We start from the raw sequence: 18,174 nt of genomic DNA on the forward strand, positions 1-18,174 counted from the left end.
CTTTGGTCTGCCATGGGGCGGTGCATACGGATTCATGGAAGAGGGGCCACTGAAGTAGCCGGGTGTTCAACTCCCGTTCAGTGGATGGCGAGAGCGTGAGCGCCGCAACGAGGCCCCCACCTCCACGGCACGCCCACCGTCACAGGAGAGACCATGTCGCTCACCCGCAGGGACTTCGCCACAAAATCCGCGATCACCGGTGCCGGGGTGGCACTGGCGGGCAGCGTCGGCGCCCTCGCCAGCGCTCCGAACGCCCTCGCCGCCACGGACGGCATCGAGAGCGTGGACGGCGAGTCGGCGCACGGGCACCACCACGGGGTCGGCTACGGCCCGCTGGTCCCCGACCCGGACGGCATCCTCGCGCTGCCCGAGGGCTTCGCGTACCGGGTCGTCACCTACAGCGGAAAGACCAAGCTGGAGTCGGGCGAGTCGACCCCGTCCAACCACGACGGCACCGCCACCTTCGACGGCCCCCGCGGCGCCACCCTCCTCGTGAACAACCACGAGCTCAAGGGCCCCCGGGCCAACTGGCAGTACCCCGTGCCGCTGACCGAGGGCCTCGTCTACGACCCCGCCGCCTCCGGCGGCTGCACGGTGGTCGAGGTCCGCCGCGACCACGTGGCCGAGTGGGTCGGCATCGCGGGCACCTCGCAGAACTGCGCGGGCGGCAGGACCCCCTGGGACACCTGGCTCACCTGCGAGGAGACCGAGGACAAGGCCGGCAAGAACGGCATGACCAAGGACCACGGCTACGTCTTCGAGGTCGACCCCTCCGACCGCCGGGCCAACCGCGACCCCAAGCCGATCAAGGCGCTCGGCCGCTACGCCCACGAGGCCGTCGTCGTCGACACCAAGCGTGGCCACCTCTACCTCACCGAGGACGCGGACACCCCGAACGGCCTGCTGTACCGCTGGACCCCGCCGGAGGGCCTCCGCCACGGCCGCGGCAAGCTGCGCACCCTCGCCGACGACGCGGGCGTGCTCCAGGCCTTCAAGTGCTTCGACTCCGGCGGCAGGTACGTGGACGACCTGTCCCGCGCCACCAGGACCGGGACCGTCTACGGCGTCGACTGGGTCGACGTCCCCGACCGTGACGCCAGGACCGTGTCGGTGCGCAAGCAGTTCACCGACGGACAGGTCACCCGCGCCCGCAAGCTGGAGGGCATGTGGTGGGGCGACGCCGGCGTCTACATCGTCTCCTCCTTCGCCCGCGCGGAGAGCCCCGTCCAGCACGACGGCCAGGTCTGGTTCTACGACCCCAAGCGCCGCACGCTGACGCTGAAGGTGCTGCTCGGCGTGAACCCGGACCCCTCCCAGGACGGCGCCTTCGACGGCCCCGACAACATCACCGTCTCCCCCTACGGCGGCCTCGTCATCGCCGAGGACGGCGAGGGCGTCCAGCACCTGTTCGGCGCCACCGAGAGCGGCCGCACCTACCCGATCGCCCGCAACGAGCTGAACATCGGCACCGCGCAGGAGCCGGAATACAGCGAATTCACCGGCGTCACCTTCTCGCCCGACGGCCGGACCCTCTACGCCAACATCCAGACCCCGGGCATCATGCTCGCCATCACAGGCCCCTGGAAGCGCCAGAAGTGCAACTGACCGTCGTGCGGTGATTAATTCGCTCGCCCCTCCCGCGGCCCCCTCCTAAAGTGATCCTCGTCCAGGTGCGACAGGCAGGACCTACTTCCGCTCATAACGGGGAGGCCGCGGGTTCGAGTCCCGCCACCGGCACGACGCGCCGGTGTAGCTCAGGGGTCAGAGCACCATCACGTCGGTTCCGCCGGCCTCGATCTCTGGACACCGAAAACTTCATGCACCTCCCGGTGCGCATGCCACGGCTACTTCTTTTGCAAAGAGAATCCCCGCCGTGGCCGACCTGATCTCGGGAGGCGCAGCACATGGTGGGTGTCCGGTGCGCAGGCAGCGGATACTTCGGGCACAGCCGGTCGCGGGTTCGACTCCCGTCAGCACCTTCGGGGTGCTGTAGCTCAGTGGTAGAGCAGTTGTTTATCTCCGCCGCCGACCCCTGACCTCGGGCACCCTCCATTTGCTGCGCCTCCCTCCGAAACACACGATGAATTCGGGGGAATTCACCATGGCGCGATTCAACACGCGTACCGCCAAGGCGCAGCTGAAGTCGGCGGTGACCACCACCGGCCGGATCCTGCGGACCCACGAGGGCGGCCGGGGCCAGGAGCGCGATCCGCGCTCGGAGCTGTTCCTGCTCGCCGTCTCCCACTTCGTCTCGCAGAACACCTTCTACGAGAACGCCGGGGACCGCGACGACCGGTTCACCCGCCTCGTGCGCGATCTCGCCGTCAGCGACCCGGACTGGACGGCCGGTCTGCTCGGCTGGCTGCGCGGTGAGGGCAACATGCGGACGGCCTCGATCGTGGGCGCCGCCGAGTACGTGCACGCCCGGCTGGCGGCGGGTGCCACCGACGGCCCGTCCAACCGGCAGGTCGTGGACCGTGTGCTCCAGCGCCCGGACGAGCCCGGCGAGCTGCTCGCCTACTGGACGGCGACGTACGGCCGCGCCCTTCCCAAGCCCGTCAAGCGCGGCGTCGCCGACGCCGTACGACGGCTCTACCACGCCAAGTCGCTGCTGAAGTACGACACCGCGTCCAAGGGCTACCGCTTCGGCGACATCCTCAACCTGGTGCACGCGGCGCCTGATGCGGACAAGCCGTGGCAGGGCGAGCTGTTCCGCTACGCACTCGACCGGCGCCACAACCCGGACACCGCCGTGCCCCCCGCCGCGCTCCCGCTGCTCACCGCGCACCGCGAGCTGATGGCGCTGCCCGTCGAGCAGCGGCGCGCGGTCGTCACCGCGCCCGACGGCGTCGAGCGGCTGGCGGCGGCCGGGATCACCTGGGAGGCGCTGGCCGGCTGGCTCCAGGGCCCGATGGACAAGGCGGCCTGGGAGGCCGTGATCCCGTCCATGGGTGCGATGGCACTGGTCCGCAACCTGCGGAACTTCGACGAGGCGGGGGTCTCGGACGAGGTCGCCGCCCAGGTCGCGGCGAGGATCAGCGACCCGGAGCAGGTGGCGCGTTCGCGGCAGTTCCCCTTCCGCTACCTGTCCGCGTACCGGCACGCGCCCTCGCTGCGCTGGGCGTACCCGCTGGAGCAGGCGCTCGGTCACTCGCTGGCCAACGTGCCGGCGCTGCCGGGCCGCACGCTGGTGCTGGTCGACCGCTCGGGCTCGATGTTCTGGTCGCAGGTGTCCGACCGCGCCCAGCTCTCCCGGGCCGACGCGGCGGCGGTCTTCGGTACCGCGCTCGCGCTGCGGGCCGCCGATGCCGACCTGGTCGAGTTCGGCTCGACCAGCGCGAAGGTGGAGTTCCGCAAGGGCGAGTCGGTGCTGAAGATCCTGGAGCGCTTCGGCGACCTGGGAGGCACGGACACCACCGAGGCGGTCCGCCGGCACTACAGGAAGCACGACCGGGTGCTGATCATCACCGACGAGCAGTACACGGCGCACCGGCACGGCGACCCGACCGCCCAGATCCCGGAGCACATCCCGGTCTACACCTGGAACCTGGAGGGCTACCGGGCGGGCCACGGCCCCTCGGGCACGGGCAACCGCCACACCTTCGGGGGTCTGTCGGACTCGGCCTTCCGGATGGTGTCCCTGCTCGAAGCCGCCCGTGACGCCCGCTGGCCATGGACGGCCTGACCGCGGCCGGCCCGATCGTGGCCCGCACTTCTACGGGGGGTGCGGGCCACACCCTTGTGCACCGTGCACAGAACCAGCCCTGACCGCCGGACCGTACCTGCGCACCGCCTCTTGCGCCCCGCATCGTTCACCCTCGCCGGCTCGCGCGCTCACCCTCCACCTGCGCGCCCCGATGATCCGGATCAAGGACCTCACCAGGACGACCCGTTGATCACGACTCGCTACGCGCGCTGATTCCGGACGGGCCCGCCCCACGCGACGAGCCGGCGCGGCGCACCGGGCAACGTGCCGACACGGCGCCCGATCCCAGATGGCGAGATACTACGAAGCGTAGGTCTAGTCTCACACTGAGTAATCAATACGGAAACAGGATTTCACGCTCAGGTGAGAAAGGGTCACACCATGCGCAGGTTCCGACGCGCCGCACTCACGGCCGCAGTCGTCGCGGGGCTGTCCGCCCTCGGCGCCGGCGTCGGCCACGCCGACGACTCCGATGATCCGCAGCAGGTGTCCGCGGTGGCCACCGCGCAGGCCGACGCCGTGGTCACGTGGGGCGCCCCGGACGGCGAGCGGCACTCCTACTCGCACGCGACCCGGCATCCGGCGAAGAAGCACGGCCACAAGCGTCAGGCGGCGAAGAAGCACGAGGACAAGCGCCCGACGGCGAAGAAACATGAGGGCAAGCGTCCCGCGGTGAAGAAGCACGAGCAGAAAGGCCCGGCGGCGATGCGGCGCGACGACGAGCGTCCGGCGGCGAAGAGGCACGAGCACGAGCACGCGGCCTCCAGCCATGTTCACCAGCGCTGGGTGTCCCGGCACAGCCACAGCCGCATGCACGGGGCCGGAGTCGAGCGTTTCTCCAGCACTTCGGTGACCGTGCACACGTCGGTCGAGTGAGCCACCCACCGGAGTCGAGGGGCGGCGGCCGTCGGCGGGCGGGGACATGATGGCGGTGTGCCCCGCCCCCCGACGTCCGGCCCGGCCGAGCTCCTCGGCCGCATCGAGTCGGCCCCCACACCCCGGACCGCCGTGGCATGGCTTCCCCCGGCCGGACTGTGGCCCGCCATCCAGCGGATCCGCGCCGAGCACGACCCGCAGATCCGCCGCTGGCCGCCCCATGTGAACCTGCTCTTCGGCTTCGTCCCGGAGGACGACTTCCCGGCGGCGCTCCCGTTGCTGGCCTCCGCGGCCGCGCAGTGCGAGGCCTTCGACATCCGGCTCAGCGGGGTCCGCGCCTTCCGCCACCGGTCCTGCTCCACCGTGTGGCTCGATCCCGCGGCGGCCGGTGCCGCCCCCTGGACGCAGCTCCGGCGCACACTGGGTGAGCCGTTCCCCTCCTGCACGGGGCGTTGTGCGCGCTTCACCCCGCATCTCTCGCTCGGGCGCACCCGTGAACCCCGCGTCCTCGCGGCCGAGTACGCCGCCCGGCTCGGCGTCCTGCACGCGCGCGTGGCCGAGATCGCCGTGCTCTCCCGCCGCGGTGACGGCCCCATGCGGGCGCGCGCCACCGTCCTGCTGGGCACCGGCGCGGTTCACCGCGACCCCGGACCGGACCCGGCCACCGGTGACCATGAGCCGCCCGAGCGGCGGTGACGGGGCGGCCGCGATCGTCTCGTCCAGGACCTCGCCCCCTGCCGGACCTGCGGGCGAGCGCGTCGTCCAGGACCTCGCCCCTTGCCCGACCTGCGGGTTGAGGGGAAGGTGGAGTGCTCGGAGGGTTCCCGGTTCGCAAGGAGTATCTGGATGCCGCAGGTGAGGCCCATGCGTGCGGACGCCCGGCGCAACTACGAGCGTCTGCTGAAGGTGGCGGCGGAGGCCTTCGCCGAGCATGGGGAGAACGCGTCGCTCGACGACATCGCCAAGCGGGCGGGTGTCGGCTCGGGCACGCTCTACCGGCACTTCCCGACGCGGCAGGCGCTGCTGGAGGCGGCGTACGTGGACCGGATCGAGGCCCTGGGGACGCGCGCCGACGAACTGGCCGGGGAGCTGGCGCCGGGCGAGGCGCTGACGGAGTGGCTGAACGAGCTGTGTGTCGCCACGATCCAGACGCGCGGTCTGAAGTCCCTGCTGGGCTCGGCGGTCACGGACGGCGGCTCGGTCGCGATGACGGCGTGCGGTACGTCCGTGAAGGGCGCGGCGACGCGGCTGGTGGCGGCGGCGCAGGCCGCCGGGGTCCTGCGGGCCGACCTGGAGCCGATCGAGGTGCTGCGGCTGGCCCACGGGGTGGCCACGGCGTCGGAGCTGGCGGACGGACAGGGGCGTGAGATCCGCCGCTATCTGACGCTGCTGACGGAGGGACTGCGGCCGGCGGGGTGAGGACCGGCCGGGCCGGAGCGGGGAGGCACACCGGCGGTCTCCTCCGCTCCGGCCCGCAGGGTGTCACAGGGCCCGGGCCCCCGGCTCGACCATGTTCCGTACCGTCCGCGCCTTCACGAACTCGCCCATCGCCGTCATGTCCCACTCGCCGGAGAACTGGCGGACCAGCTTGGCCATCATCACGCCCGTCTGCGGCTCGGCGTGGGTGAGGTCGAAGCGGACCAGTTCCTCGCCGGTGGCCGCGTCGATGAGTCGGCAGTAGGCCTTGGCGACCTCGGTGAACTTCTGTCCGGAGAAGGAGTTGACGGTGAAGACCAGACCGGTGACCTCCTGCGGGAGACGGCCGAGGTCGACCGTGATCACCTCGTCGTCGCCCCCGCCCTCACCCGTGAGGTTGTCGCCGGAGTGTCTGATCGCGCCGTTCAGGATCGTCAGCTTGCCGAAGTAGCAGCTGTCGACGGCGTTGCGCTGCGGGCCGTAGGCGATGACCGAGGCGTCCAGGTCGATGTCCCGGCCGTGGAACGCGGGCTCCCAGCCCAGGCCCATCTGCACCAGGGAGAGCAGCGGGCGTCCGCCCTTGACCAGCGACACGGTCTGGTTCTTCTGGAGGCTCACCCGGCCCTTGTCCAGGTTGATCTTCCCGGCGCCGGGCACGGGGGCGGGCGGGGCCGCGGGGGCCGGCGGTGCGGCGGGGGCCTGCGCGGCGGGCACCGGCGGGGCGGGCGGAGCAGGAGGAGCGGGCGGGGCAGCCGGGGCGGGCGGCTGCTGCGCCGGAGCAGCGGGCGAGGCGGCGGGCTCCTCCACCGTCACACCGAAGTCCGTGGCGATGCCCGCGAGCCCGTTCGCATACCCCTGTCCCACGGCGCGGGCCTTCCATGCGCCGCCCCGGCGGTAGATCTCCACGATCACCAGCGCCGTCTCCGTGCCGAGCCGGGGCGGCGTGAACGTGGCCAGGGCCGACCCGCCGTCCGCATCCCGGATCGTGGCCGTCGGCTCGATGCCCTGGAACGTCTGGCCGGCCGCGTCCGGGCTGGCCGTGACCACGATCTTCTCGATGTCCGGCGGCACGGCGCCGGTGTCGACCGTGATCGCGTCGGGGGCCGCACCGCCGCCGGACGTGTACGTCACGCCCGGCCCGGCGGGCTGGTTGTAGAAGATGAAGTCGTCGTCGGAGCGCACCTTGCCGTCGGCGGTGAGCAGCAGGCCCGACACGTCGAGCCGCACCGGTGCGGCGACGTCCACCGTCACCCGGGCGACGGCCAGAGGGATGTTCGAGCCAGGGGTCATAGCTGTCATGCCGGGTGAACGAACGACACCGCTTTACCGTTCCCTTACCGACCGTCCCGACAGCCGATCGCACCCGATTGCACTCGTTCGCCCCGCGCTGTTCGCCCTGCGCCGATTGCCCCGCGCTGTTCGCCCTGCGCCGATTGCCCCGCGCCGATCGGCTCAGGGCACCACCACGATCTTGCGCCCCACCCCGGCGGCGAACTGCTCCAGCGCCTCGGGGTACCGCTCCAGCGGGATCCGGTCGCTGATGAACACATCGGGGTCCAGCACGCCGTTCGCGAACAGCTCCGCCGCCCGCTCGAAGCTGTGCAGCACCGCCATGGACCCGGTGATGGTGATCTCCTGGTTGTAGATGCGGTACGGGTCGATCGTCACCCGCGTCGCGTAGTCCGCCACCCCGAACTGCAGGAACGTGCCCGCCTTCGCCACCCGGTCCAGACCGTCCTGGATCGCCGCCGCGTTGCCGGTCGCGTCCACGACCACGTCCCAGCCCTGCGGACGGTCCAGTTCGTCCGGACCGGCCGCGGCACCCGAGACGCCGAGCCGGCGGGCCGTCTCCAGGCGGGCGGGGTTGACGTCCACCACGTCCACGCTCGCCGCACCGGTGCGCTTGGCCAGCTCCAGCATCATCAGGCCCATCGTCCCCGAGCCGTAGACGAGCACGTGGGCGCCGAGGCGGGAGCGCAGGACGTCGTAGCCGCGTACCGCGCAGGACAGCGGCTCCACCAGGGCCGCGTCCTGGGTGCGCACATGCTCGGGCAGCTTCACGCAGTTCGCCACCGGGGCGAGCGCGTACCGTGCCGCTCCGCCCGCCGTCGTCACGCCGATCGCGGCCCACCGCTCGCACAGGTTGTTGTGGCCGGCACGGCACTGACGGCACTCGTAGCAGTACAGGGAGGGGTCCACGGCCACCCGGTCGCCGACCGCGAGCTCGGTGACCCGGCTGCCCACCCCGACCACCTCGCCCGCGAACTCGTGGCCGGGGACGATGGGCAGCTTGGGTGCGAACTCGCCCTGGAGAATGTGCAGATCGGTCCCGCACAGGCCGCAGGCGGCGACCTCCACGACGACCTCGCGGGCCCCTGGCGTCGGGTCCGGGACCTCGGTGACGACGGCGCGGCCCACGGACTCGATGACGGCGGCCTTCATTTCACGGCTCCCAACGACAGGCCCTGGACCAGCTTGTCCTGGGCGGCGAACCCCGCGGCGAGCACCGGCAGGGAGATGACGAGCGACGCGGCGCACACCTTGGCCAGGAACAGGCCCTGGCTGGTGATGAAGCCGGTCAGGAAGACGGGGGCGGTCTCGGCGACCACGCCCGTCAGGACTCGGGCGAAAAGCAGTTCGTTCCAGCTGAAGATGAAGCAGATCAGGGCGGTGGCGGCGATGCCGGGCAGGGCGATCGGGGCCACCACGCGCGCGAGGATCATCGGCAGCCGGGCTCCGTCCACCCGCGCCGCCTCGATGACGGCGACCGGCACCTCGGCGAGGAAGGACTGCATCATCCACACCGCGATCGGCAGGTTCATGGAGGTGTAGAGGACGACCAGCAGCCAGATGTTGTCGAGCATGCCGGTGTTCTTGGCGAACAGGTAGATCGGCAGCAGGCCCGCCACGACCGGCAGCATCTTCGTGGACAGGAAGAAGAACAGGACGTCGGTCCACTTCTTCACCGGCCGGATGGACAGCGCGTACGCGGCCGGGAGGGCGAGGAGCAGGACGCACACCGTGGAGACCACGGACGCCACCGTGGAGTTGATCAGCGCGGGCCACGGGCTCGCGCCGCCGCCCGTGCCGAAGAACTCGCGGTAGCCGTCCAGGGTGAGGGAGGCGGCGAAGGAGGGCGGGTTGGTCGCCGCGTCCGCCTCGGAGTGGAAGGAGGTCAGGGCCATCCAGGCGATGGGCAGGAAGAAGACGATCCCGGCCAGCCAGGCCACCAGGCCGAGACCGAGTCCGCGGCGGCTCTTGCGCGGCCGGGCGGCTGCGCTGCTGCGCGGTGCGGCGGTTGCGCTCATGCGCCGTACACCTCCTCGCGGAACAGGGACGACACCACGCGCAGGGCGAAGGTCGCGATGATGATCGAGCCGATGACCACCAGGACGCCGGCGGCCGAGGCGAGGCCGTTCTCGTGGGCCTGGTAGAAGCTCTGGTAGACGGTGTAGGGCAGGTTGGCGGTGCCGAGGCCGCCGGAGGTGATCGTGAACACCGCGTCGAAGTTCTGCACGATGTAGATCGAGCCCAGCAGGGCGCCCAGTTCGAGGTAGCGGCGCAGGTGGGGCAGGGTGAGGTGGCGGAAGATCTGCCAGTCGCTCGCGCCGTCGACCCGTGCGGCCTCGATCTGCTGCTGGTCCCGGCTCTGCAGTCCGGCCAGCAGGATCAGCATCATGAACGGCGTCCACTGCCACACCAGGGAGGCCTCGACCGCGAGCAGCGGGGTGTGCGAGATCCAGTCCGGCTGTGGGCCGCCCACATAGTGCAACAACCCATTCAGCAGGCCGTATTCGGGGTTGTAGAGCACATGCTTCCAGAGCAGCGCCGCGGCGACGGGCACCACCAGGAACGGGGCGATGAGCAGGGTGCGTACGGCACCCCGGCCGCGGAACCTCCGGTCCAGCAGCAGCGCCAGCGCCAGGCCGAGGACCAGGCTGGCCAGCACCACCGCCGCCGTGAGCAGCACGGTCGTCCACACCGAGTGGCGCAGGTCCGCGTCGGTCAGCACCTGGCGGTAGTTGTCGAGGCCGGTGAAGTGCCGGGCCTTGGGGTAGAGGGCGTTCCAGTCGAAGAAGGAGATCACCAGCGTGGCCACGAACGGCAGCTGGGTCACCGCGATCATGAAGACGAGGGCCGGCAGGAGCGGGCCGCGGGTGGCCCAGGCGCGCAGCCGGGCCGAGGGCTGGTTCATGGTTCTTACGGGGGTTGCCGTGACGGGAACCGTCGTCGTCGCTGTCATCGTCCCTCGTACTCCTTGGAGATCTTCTCGGCGAGCTGCTGGGACTTCTCGAGGGCCGATTCGGTGGACTGGCGTCCGGCGATGGCCGCGCTGATCTCCTGGGAGACCTTGGTGCCGAGGTCGGTGAACTCGGGGATGCCGACGAACTGGATGCCGGGCGCGGGGCGCGGCTGCACGCCGGGGTCGTCCGGGCGGGCGCTCTCGATGGCCTCCTTCGTCATCTCCTGGAAGGCGGCGGCCGACTTGCGGTACTCGGCGTTCGTGTACGTCGACGCCCGCTTGCCCGCCGGGACGTCGGACCAGCCGCTGGTGCCTCCGACCAGTTGCTCGTAGCCCTTGCCCGACGCCCAGGAGATGAACTTCCAGGCCCTGTCGGGGTTGTGGGACGCCTTCTGGATGCCCCAGGCCCAGGTGTAGAGCCAGCCGGAGGAGTCCGTCCGCTCGACGGGGGCGGGCGCGTAGCCGAGCTTGCCCTTGACCGGCGAGCCGGCCGCCTCCAGCAGACCGGCCGCGGAGGTGGCGTCGTACCACATGGCGACCTTGCCCTGGGTCATGTCGTTGAGACACTCGGCGAAGCCGGACTGGGCCGCGCCCGACTCGCCGTGACTGCGGACGAGATCGACATAGAACTTTGTCGCCTTCTCGAACTCGGGGGAGTCCAGGCGGGCTTTCCAGCCCTTGTCGAACCAGGTGCCGCCGAAGGTGTTCACGACGGTGGTGAGCGGTGCCATCAGCTCGCCCCAGCCGGGCAGTCCCCGCAGGCAGATGCCCTTCATGCCGGGCCGTGCACCGTCCGCCTTCGCGGCGAGGCCGGCGACCTGCTGCCAGGTCGGGTGGGCCGGCATGGTCAGGCCCTTCGCCGCGAACACGTCCTTGCGGTACATCAGGAAGGACGACTCGCCGTAGAAGGGCTGCCCGTAGAGCCTGCCGTCGTCGCCGGTCAGCGACTGGCGCATCGGCTTCAGCACGTCCTGCTCGTCGTAGGGCCGGTCCTTGGAGACGTACGCGTCCATGTCGTGCAGCCACCCGTTGCGGGCGTAGATCGGTATCTCGTAGTTGGAGAGCGTGGCGACGTCGTACTGGCCGGCCTGGTTGGCGAAGTCCTGGCTGATCTTGTCGCGGACGTCGTTCTCGGGCAGGACGGTGAAGTTGACCTTGATGCCGGTCTCCTTCGTGAAGTGCGCGGCGGTCAGCTTCTGGAGTTCGGTCATCTGGGGGTTGTTGACCATCAGCACGTTGATGGAGTCGCCGCCGGAACCGGTCCCGCCCGCTCCGGCCCAGCAGCCGGAGAGCAGCGGGGCGAGCAGCGTCCCTGCGGCGGCCATGGCGAGCGTGGCTCGCGGACTCCGTCGGCTCGGGGTGCGCATGGGTCGCTCCTGAATGGATGGGGATACCTGCGTATATCTGGGCATAAGGGGCACCGCAAGGCGTGGAGGGGCTGCAGGAGTAGTGAGTGCGGAATTCAGACCCGGATGACCTGCGGGCCCAGCAGGGAGTAGCGCTGGGCCTCGGCCGCCGGGAGCTGCGTGCTCGTGACGATCGCCTCCAGCGTGCCGACCTCGGCGAACCGGCAGAAGCTGACCATTCCGAACTTGGTGTGCACGCCCGCGAAGACGGTGCGCCGGGCGGCACGGATGGCCTGGGCCTTCACCTCGCTCACCGCGGGGTCGGGGGTGGTGAGGCCCTGTTCGCGGGAGATGCCGTTGGCCCCGATGTAGGCGAGGTCGATGACGAATCCGGCCAGCATCTTCGTCGTCCAGTGGTCGACGGTGGCCAGCGTGCCGGCCCGCACCCGCCCGCCGAGAAGCAGGACCGACATGTTCTCGGCCTCGGCGAGGGCGCCCGCGACCGGCAGGGACGCGGTGACGACGGTCAGCGGCCGGTCCGTGGGCAGGGCCTCGGCGATGAGCTGCGGGGTGAAGCCCTCGTCGACGAAGACCGTCTCCGCGTCCCCGAGCAGCTCGGCCGCGGCAACCGCGATCCTGCGCTTCTCCGGGACGTGGCTGGTGGCGCGGAAGGCGAGCGTCGTCTCGAAGCCGGCGCTCTCGACCGGATAGGCGCCGCCGTGCGTACGGCGGACCAGGCCGTGGTCCTCCAGGGCGCGCAGATCGCGCCGGATGGTTTCCTTGGCCACGCCCAGCTCCACGGCGAGCGCGGTGACGTCGACCGAGCCGGTGTTCCGTGCGGCCCGCACGATCTCGCGCTGGCGCTCTTCCGCCGTCCTGGTGGTCATCTCGTCACCCGCTTCCCTGTGGAGCTGCCCGTTCGGGCCCATGGGGGAAGTTCTACAGGGGCTGTCCGGCGCTGACCAGCCCTGTTTCAGGCCCGGTACTGCCTGTGTGTGCCCGTTTGTGAAGTCGGGTGCCCGCCTCGGACCTGCACGGCTGCCCGGCGCGGGGGTGGGGGCGGGCGCCCGGGATGCCCGAATGCGACGGCGGGCGGGCCCGTTCGGGGCCCGCCCGCCGTCGTGGGCGATCGTTTTCCGCCTCCTCGTACTGCTCGGTATGGCCGGATCGGTTCGACATGGCCGGATCGGATCGGACTGATCCGGTCGGGCCGGCCCTGCGTGGTCGGGCCGGCCTCGTGCTGTCGGCCCGGCAGGATCAGCCTGGTCGGACCGGTTCAGTACGGCCAGATCGGCGGGTCGTTCACGAAGTGCCCGCCCAGGTGGCTGTGGGCCGGGTTCTGCGGGTCGAGCTCGCCCTGTTCGGCGATCAGCTTTCCGGCGTACGGCTCGGAGTCGTCCTGCGGCTCGTAGCCGAGGGCACGTGCCGACGTGAGGTCCCACCACAGGCGGGTGTTGGCCGAGGAGCCGTAGACGACCGTGTGGCCGACGTCCTCGGCGGTCAGGGCCGCGTGGAAGAGGCGGGCGCCGTCGGCCGGGCTCATCCACACCGAGAGCATGCGCACGCTGTTCGGCTCCGGGAAGCAGGAGCCGATGCGCACCGAGACGGTCTCCAGGCCGTGCTTGTCCCAGTACAGCTGCGCGAGGTCCTCGCCGAAGGACTTCGACAGGCCGTAGAAGGTGTCCGGGCGGTGCGGGGTGTCGACGGGGATGAGCGGGTCGCCCTGGCGCGGTGCCGGGGTGAAGCCGACGGCGTGGTTGGAGGAGGCGAAGACGATCCGGGGGACGCCCTCCAGGCGCGCTGCCTCGTAGAGGTTGTAGGTGCCCTCGATGTTCGACCTCAGGATCTTCTCGAAGGGCGCCTCCAGGGAGATGCCCGCGAGGTGGAGGACCGCGTCCACGCCCCGCACGGCCTCGCGCAGCGCCTCCTTGTCGGTGAGGTCCGCGGTGACGGCTCCGGGTGCGTCGTCGAGGGGGCGCACGTCGAACAGCCGCAGCGTGTAGCCGTACTCCGGCAGCAGGGTCCGCATCAGGGTGCCGAGCCCGCCGGCGGCGCCGGTGAGCAGAACGGTGCGGGGAGCGGGCATCCTCGGTCTCCTTGACGATGGTCACATTCATGGACCGGATTCACATCCATGGGCACGCTAGGGAGCCGCGACGGGCCCAGTCAAGTGTGCCGCGGGGCGGGGAAATCCATTGCCGTGTTGCGGGTTTGCCCGCTTGACCCGCCCCGAGGCGGGACCGTAGCGTGAAGTCGTTCAGAAATATAGACGCTGATCAGAAACATGCACCGACAGGGAGCGCCCGTGACGCCAGCCCCTCTCGCCGCCCGGCTCCGCGACCCGAAGGGGCCGCTCTTCTTCCCCGTCACGGCCTTCGGCCCCGACGGCTCCCTCGACCTCGACGTCTACCGCACCCATGTGCGCCAGGGCGTCGCGGACGGCGCGGCCGCCGTGTTCGCCTGCTGCGGCACCGGGGAGTTCCACGCACTGCTGCCGGAGGAGTTCGAGGCCTGCGTGCGGGCGGCCGTCGAGGCGGCCGAGGGGCGTGTCCCGGTGGTCGCGGGCGCCGGCTACGGCACCGCGCTCGCCGTCCGCCACGCGCGACTGGCCGAGGAGGCGGGCGCCGACGGGCTCCTCGCCATGCCGCCGTACCTCGTCCTGGCCGGCCAGGAGGGCCTGCTGCGGCACTACCGGGACATCGCCGCGGCCACCGCCCTGCCCGTGATCGTCTACCAGCGCGACAACGCCGTCTTCACCCCGCGGACGGTGATCGGGCTCGCCCGCACCGACGGCATCATCGGCCTCAAGGACGGCCTCGGCGACCTCGACCTCGTGCAGCGCATCATCAGCGCCGTGCGCACCGAGGTCCCCGGCGACTTCCTGTACTTCAACGGTCTGCCCACCGCCGAGCAGACCCAGCTCGCCTACCGCGCCCTCGGCGTCACCCTCTACTCCTCGGCCGTCTTCTGCTTCGCCCCCGAGATCGCCCTCGCCTTCCACCGGGCCCTTCGGACCGGCGACCAGGACACCGTGCGCCGCCTCCTGGACGGCTTCTACGGCCCGTTCGTGGAACTGCGCGCCCAGGGCCACGGCTACGCCGTCTCGCTCGTCAAGGCGGGCGTACGGCTGCGCGGTCTGGACGTGGGCGAGGTGCGGCCCCCGCTGCACGAGCCGGGCGAGGACCACGTCAAGCAGCTCGCCCGGCTGATCGAGCGGGGACACGCGCTGCTGGAGGAGGAGGCGTGAAGGCGTCGGCGTTCGTCTACCCCTGGGACGTCGTCGGGGACCCCGCGGCACCCGCCCGGATCGCCGCGCTCGGCGTGCGGCAGGCGACCCTCGCGTCCGCCTACCACTCCACCCGCGCGCTGACCCCCCGGCACCCCCGCCACCGCATCGTCACCGCCGAGTACGCGGCCGTCCTCTACCCCCCGGGCGACCGCTGGGCGGGCCGCGGTCTGCGGCCCTACCCGGCCGGGCGCTGGGCCCCGGGGAACGCCTACGGCGAGGCCGCCGAGGCACTCGCGGCGGCCGGTGTCGAGGTGCACACCTGGGTCGTCCTCGCGCACAACTCCCGCCTGGGCGCCGAACATCCGGACACCTCGGTCGTCAACGCCTACGGCGACCGCTACCCGTGGGCGCCCTGCATCGCCCAGCCCGCCACGCGCGCGTACCTGGTCGACCTGGCCGCCGAGGCCGCGGTGCGCCCCGGCGCGCACGGCACCGAGCTGGAGTCCCTCGGCTGGTACGGGCTCCAGCACCTGCACGCCCACGACAAGACGTCCGGGGTCGGCCTCGGGGACGCCGGGCAGTACCTGATGGCGCTCTGCTTCTGCCCGGCCTGCCGCACCGGCTACGGCGCACAAGGCCTGGAGGCGGACGAGCTGGCGGCCGCCGTACGCACGGCGCTGGAGCCCCTGTGGCGGGGAGCCGCCGAGGACGGGGGCTGGCCGACGGTCGAGAAGCTCCTCGGCGAGGACACCGCGGCCGCCACGCGCGCGTGGCGCGACAGCGCGGCCCGCGCCCTCCAGGAGGAGGCCGTCACCGCCGTGCGCGCCGCCGCACCCGACGGCTTCCGGATCCTGCTGCACGCCGACCCGGTGGCGTACCACTGCGGCGCCAACGTCGGCGTCGACCCCGCACACATCCTCTCGGTCGCGGACGGCGTGGTGGTGCCCTGTGCGGGCGGTACGGGCCTGCTGGCTCCCTTCGCCGAGCACGCGCGCGTGCAGACGGTGCTGGCCGCCAACTTCACGGTGGTCTCCGGGATGGGTGGCAGCCCCGGCACGCTGGCGGCGGACGCGGCACGCGCGCGTGCCCTGGGCGCCACCGAACTGCGGCTGTATCACGCCGGGTTGGCGTCGGACGGCGACCTCGCCGCGGTACGCGAGGCGCTCGCCGCCCGCTGACCCGTGAGCGCGCCGGAGGCGGTCGGCGAGCGGGCTGGAGGCGGCCGGTGCATGTGCTGGAGGCGGTCGAGGGGTGTGCCGGAGGAGGTCGGCGAGCACGCTGAGCGGTTGGCGGGCGTGCCGAGCCGTCGGTGAGCTTGCCGGAGGCGGTGGTGCGTGGGCCGGAAGCGGGCGGTGAGCGTGCTGGAACCGCCTGGGACGTGGTGCACCACCTCAAGGGCCACCGATCGTCCCGTTCGCCCACGACGCGTCCTTCGGCTGCGCGCTGTGCGACCCGGTGATCGCGGCGTGGTGCCTCGAAGGCGGCCGGTCGCCCTGGCGGCGGCTGCGCGCCCGCGCGGCACCGATGAGTTTCCGGGAGCCGGCCGGTCACCATGACGTACAGGGTTCGCCGTCTCCCAGGAGCCAGTCATGACCGACATGATCCTCGACCTCGGCCCGCAGACCCGGATCGTGGCACGCCTCGCCGAGGCCGTGACCGACGACCAGCTGTCGGCCCCGACGCCCTGCCCGGACCTTGCGGCCCGCCACCTGCTGGGCCATGTGCAGGGGCTGTCCGTCGCCTTCCGCGACGCGGCCCGCAAGGATCTCGGTGCGACCACCGACACCAACCCGAACTCCGCCGTCCCGGACATCGGCCCCGGCTGGCGCGAGGAACTGGCCAAGGCACTGGACGAGCTGGCCGACGCCTGGCGCGACCCGGCCGCCTGGACCGGCATGACCCGCGCGGGCGGAGTGGACCTGCCCGGCGCGATCGCGGGCGCGGTCGTCGCCGACGAGTTGGTGATCCACGGCTGGGACCTGGCCCGCGCGACCGGCCAGTCCTACGCCCCCGACCCCGCCGCCCTCGACTCGGCCCTCGTCTTCCTCCGCGCCGCGGCCGACGACCCGGACCGCGGCGGCGGCCTCTTCGGCCCGCTCGTGCCGGTCCCGGAGAGCGCTCCGCTGCTGGACCGGGCACTGGGGCTGAGCGGGCGGGACCCGGGGTGGCGGCCATAGACACGTCGACAAGTGGACACCCGGACGCGGACGCGGACGGGGCGCGGACAGGGCCCGGACGGCGCCGGGGCCCGGACTGGGGCGGGGACAGGGCCCGGACGGCGACGGGGGCGGGGACAGGGAACGGGAGTGCCATGGCAGGGCCCGCCGCCCGCACGTGCTGATCGACTTCGGCGGCATGCTGTTCGAGAGTCCCTCGAAGTTCCCCGGCACCCCGGCGGAGGTGTCCCGCGGCACGGCGGACGGCGAGCGCACCGTCCGGCACGCCGGTGGTGCCGCCTTCCTCGCCGCCCGGCCGAACCACCCGGGCTCCGGTCGGTCAAGTGGGCCGGGGCGGGTCCGGGGCGTCGTAATCTCCCTCCATGCCACTCACGCTCACCGTCCTCGGCACCGCCTCCCCGCACCCGGGGCCGGACCGCCCCTGCTCCGGCTACCTGGTGTCCGGGGGAGGCGCCGAGGTGTGGGTGGACGCGGGGCCCGGTACGTTCGCCGCGTTGCAGCGGCACACGGATCCCGCCCGGCTCACCGCGATCTGGATCTCGCATCTGCACGCCGACCACAGCGCCGACCTGCTCGCCGCCGCCTACGCCTTCGCCTTCGGCGGGATGGCCCCGCACGCGCCGATCCCGGTGTACGCGCCGCAGGACTGCGCGCGCCGGCTGGCCGGCTTCTTCGGCCGCCCGGACATCGAGTTCCTCAAGGGAGTCTTCGACTTCCGGGACCTGTACGACGGCCACGACGTCCGGCACTGGAACCTGCGTCTGACCGCCCGTGCCGTCGCGCACGACACGGAGGCGTACGGGCTGCGCGCCGAGAGCCAGGGCAGCGTGCTGGCGTACTCGGGGGACAGCGGGCCCTGCCCCGCACTCACCGAACTCGCCACCCGCGCCGATCTGTTCCTGTGCGAGGCGGACATCACCGGACATCGCGCCGGCGAACACGTCCAGCAGGTCCACCTGACGCCCGAGGACGCAGGCCGTATCGCCCGGGACGCACACGTGCGCGAGCTGCTCGTCACCCACGTCGGCCCCACGCTCACCCGCGAGGCGGCCGCCGCGCGTGCGGCCGAGGCCTTCGGCAGGCCCACGTTCCCCGCCGTCGAGGGCGACATCCGCACCGTCTGAGCCGCGCGCCCCCGGCGGCCGGCCTTCTTCTGCCGGAACCACGACCGTCCGCGGTGA

General features: G+C 72.0%; 17 protein-coding genes. 10 read left to right on the forward strand and 7 right to left on the reverse strand.

The features are described from left to right. Window positions 1–153: 153 nt before the first annotated feature. The 5 genes from ACFZCP_RS12875 to ACFZCP_RS12895 all read left to right on the forward strand — a co-directional run bounded on the left by ACFZCP_RS12875 (window position 154) and on the right by ACFZCP_RS12895 (window position 6,001). Complete coding sequence (locus tag ACFZCP_RS12875; RefSeq protein ID WP_391426691.1) at window positions 154–1,605, forward strand: alkaline phosphatase PhoX; 1,452 nt, start codon at window positions 154–156, stop codon at window positions 1,603–1,605. A gap of 496 nt (window positions 1,606–2,101) precedes the next feature. Beyond that, window positions 2,102–3,685 (forward strand): TROVE domain-containing protein, encoded by a 1,584-nt coding sequence (locus ACFZCP_RS12880; RefSeq protein WP_391426693.1) that lies wholly within the window; start codon window positions 2,102–2,104, stop codon window positions 3,683–3,685. Between the two features lie 402 nt (window positions 3,686–4,087). Further along, window positions 4,088–4,582, forward strand: a complete 495-nt coding sequence (locus tag ACFZCP_RS12885; protein ID WP_391426695.1) for a hypothetical protein — start codon at window positions 4,088–4,090, stop codon at window positions 4,580–4,582. Between the two features lie 57 nt (window positions 4,583–4,639). Further along, entirely contained in the window at window positions 4,640–5,278 is a 639-nt protein-coding gene (locus tag ACFZCP_RS12890; RefSeq protein ID WP_391426696.1) for a 2'-5' RNA ligase family protein, read from the forward strand. A 150-nt stretch (window positions 5,279–5,428) separates the two neighbouring features. Then, the gene (locus tag ACFZCP_RS12895) at window positions 5,429–6,001 is read left to right on the forward strand and encodes a helix-turn-helix domain-containing protein (RefSeq protein ID WP_362696711.1); all 573 of its coding nucleotides are present in this window, start codon (window positions 5,429–5,431) and stop codon (window positions 5,999–6,001) included. A 63-nt stretch (window positions 6,002–6,064) separates the two neighbouring features. On the opposite strand, the gene ACFZCP_RS12900 is transcribed toward ACFZCP_RS12895, so the two are convergent. From ACFZCP_RS12900 to ACFZCP_RS12930, 7 genes are all read right to left on the reverse strand, one after another. Beyond that, on the reverse strand, window positions 6,065–7,288 hold the full coding sequence (locus ACFZCP_RS12900) for a TerD family protein (RefSeq protein ID WP_391426699.1): 1,224 nt from the start codon (window positions 7,286–7,288) through the stop codon (window positions 6,065–6,067). A 162-nt stretch (window positions 7,289–7,450) separates the two neighbouring features. Next, entirely contained in the window at window positions 7,451–8,440 is a 990-nt protein-coding gene (locus ACFZCP_RS12905) for an alcohol dehydrogenase catalytic domain-containing protein (protein ID WP_391426701.1), read from the reverse strand. Then, a complete protein-coding gene (locus tag ACFZCP_RS12910; RefSeq protein ID WP_391426703.1) occupies window positions 8,437–9,306 on the reverse strand; it encodes an ABC transporter permease subunit in 870 nt (289 codons plus the stop codon). Before ACFZCP_RS12910 ends, ACFZCP_RS12905 begins: the two co-directional genes overlap by 4 nt. Beyond that, entirely contained in the window at window positions 9,303–10,241 is a 939-nt protein-coding gene (locus ACFZCP_RS12915; protein WP_362696719.1) for a sugar ABC transporter permease, read from the reverse strand. The genes ACFZCP_RS12910 and ACFZCP_RS12915 overlap by 4 nt, the downstream gene beginning before the upstream one ends. Continuing rightward, complete coding sequence (locus tag ACFZCP_RS12920) at window positions 10,238–11,608, reverse strand: extracellular solute-binding protein (RefSeq protein ID WP_391426706.1); 1,371 nt, start codon at window positions 11,606–11,608, stop codon at window positions 10,238–10,240. Before ACFZCP_RS12920 ends, ACFZCP_RS12915 begins: the two co-directional genes overlap by 4 nt. Before the next feature lie 95 nt (window positions 11,609–11,703). After that, a complete protein-coding gene (locus ACFZCP_RS12925) occupies window positions 11,704–12,474 on the reverse strand; it encodes a DeoR family transcriptional regulator (RefSeq protein ID WP_391426707.1) in 771 nt (256 codons plus the stop codon). 389 nt (window positions 12,475–12,863) lie between these two features. Beyond that, the gene (locus ACFZCP_RS12930) at window positions 12,864–13,673 is read right to left on the reverse strand and encodes an NAD-dependent epimerase/dehydratase family protein (protein WP_391426708.1); all 810 of its coding nucleotides are present in this window, start codon (window positions 13,671–13,673) and stop codon (window positions 12,864–12,866) included. Window positions 13,674–13,892: 219 nt separating this feature from the next. On the opposite strand from ACFZCP_RS12930, the gene ACFZCP_RS12935 reads away from it, so the two are divergent. From ACFZCP_RS12935 to ACFZCP_RS12955, 5 genes are all read left to right on the forward strand, one after another. Then, window positions 13,893–14,834 carry a 5-dehydro-4-deoxyglucarate dehydratase gene (locus tag ACFZCP_RS12935; RefSeq protein WP_391426710.1) on the forward strand — a complete coding sequence of 314 codons (942 nt, stop codon included), beginning with the start codon at window positions 13,893–13,895 and terminating at the stop codon, window positions 14,832–14,834. Continuing rightward, the gene (locus ACFZCP_RS12940) at window positions 14,831–15,994 is read left to right on the forward strand and encodes a hypothetical protein (protein WP_391426712.1); all 1,164 of its coding nucleotides are present in this window, start codon (window positions 14,831–14,833) and stop codon (window positions 15,992–15,994) included. The genes ACFZCP_RS12935 and ACFZCP_RS12940 overlap by 4 nt, the downstream gene beginning before the upstream one ends. Window positions 15,995–16,220: 226 nt before the next feature. After that, window positions 16,221–16,409, forward strand: coding sequence for a DUF6010 family protein (locus ACFZCP_RS12945; protein WP_391426909.1), 189 nt, complete (start codon window positions 16,221–16,223; stop codon window positions 16,407–16,409). After that, window positions 16,406–16,993, forward strand: a complete 588-nt coding sequence (locus ACFZCP_RS12950) for a TIGR03086 family metal-binding protein (RefSeq protein ID WP_362696731.1) — start codon at window positions 16,406–16,408, stop codon at window positions 16,991–16,993. Before ACFZCP_RS12945 ends, ACFZCP_RS12950 begins: the two co-directional genes overlap by 4 nt. 362 nt (window positions 16,994–17,355) lie before the next feature. After that, a complete protein-coding gene (locus tag ACFZCP_RS12955) occupies window positions 17,356–18,117 on the forward strand; it encodes an MBL fold metallo-hydrolase (protein ID WP_391426714.1) in 762 nt (253 codons plus the stop codon). Window positions 18,118–18,174 lie beyond the last annotated feature (57 nt).

The sequence above is a fragment of the Streptomyces sp. NPDC007971 genome (assembly GCF_042958635.1).
Classification (GTDB): domain Bacteria; phylum Actinomycetota; class Actinomycetes; order Streptomycetales; family Streptomycetaceae; genus Streptomyces.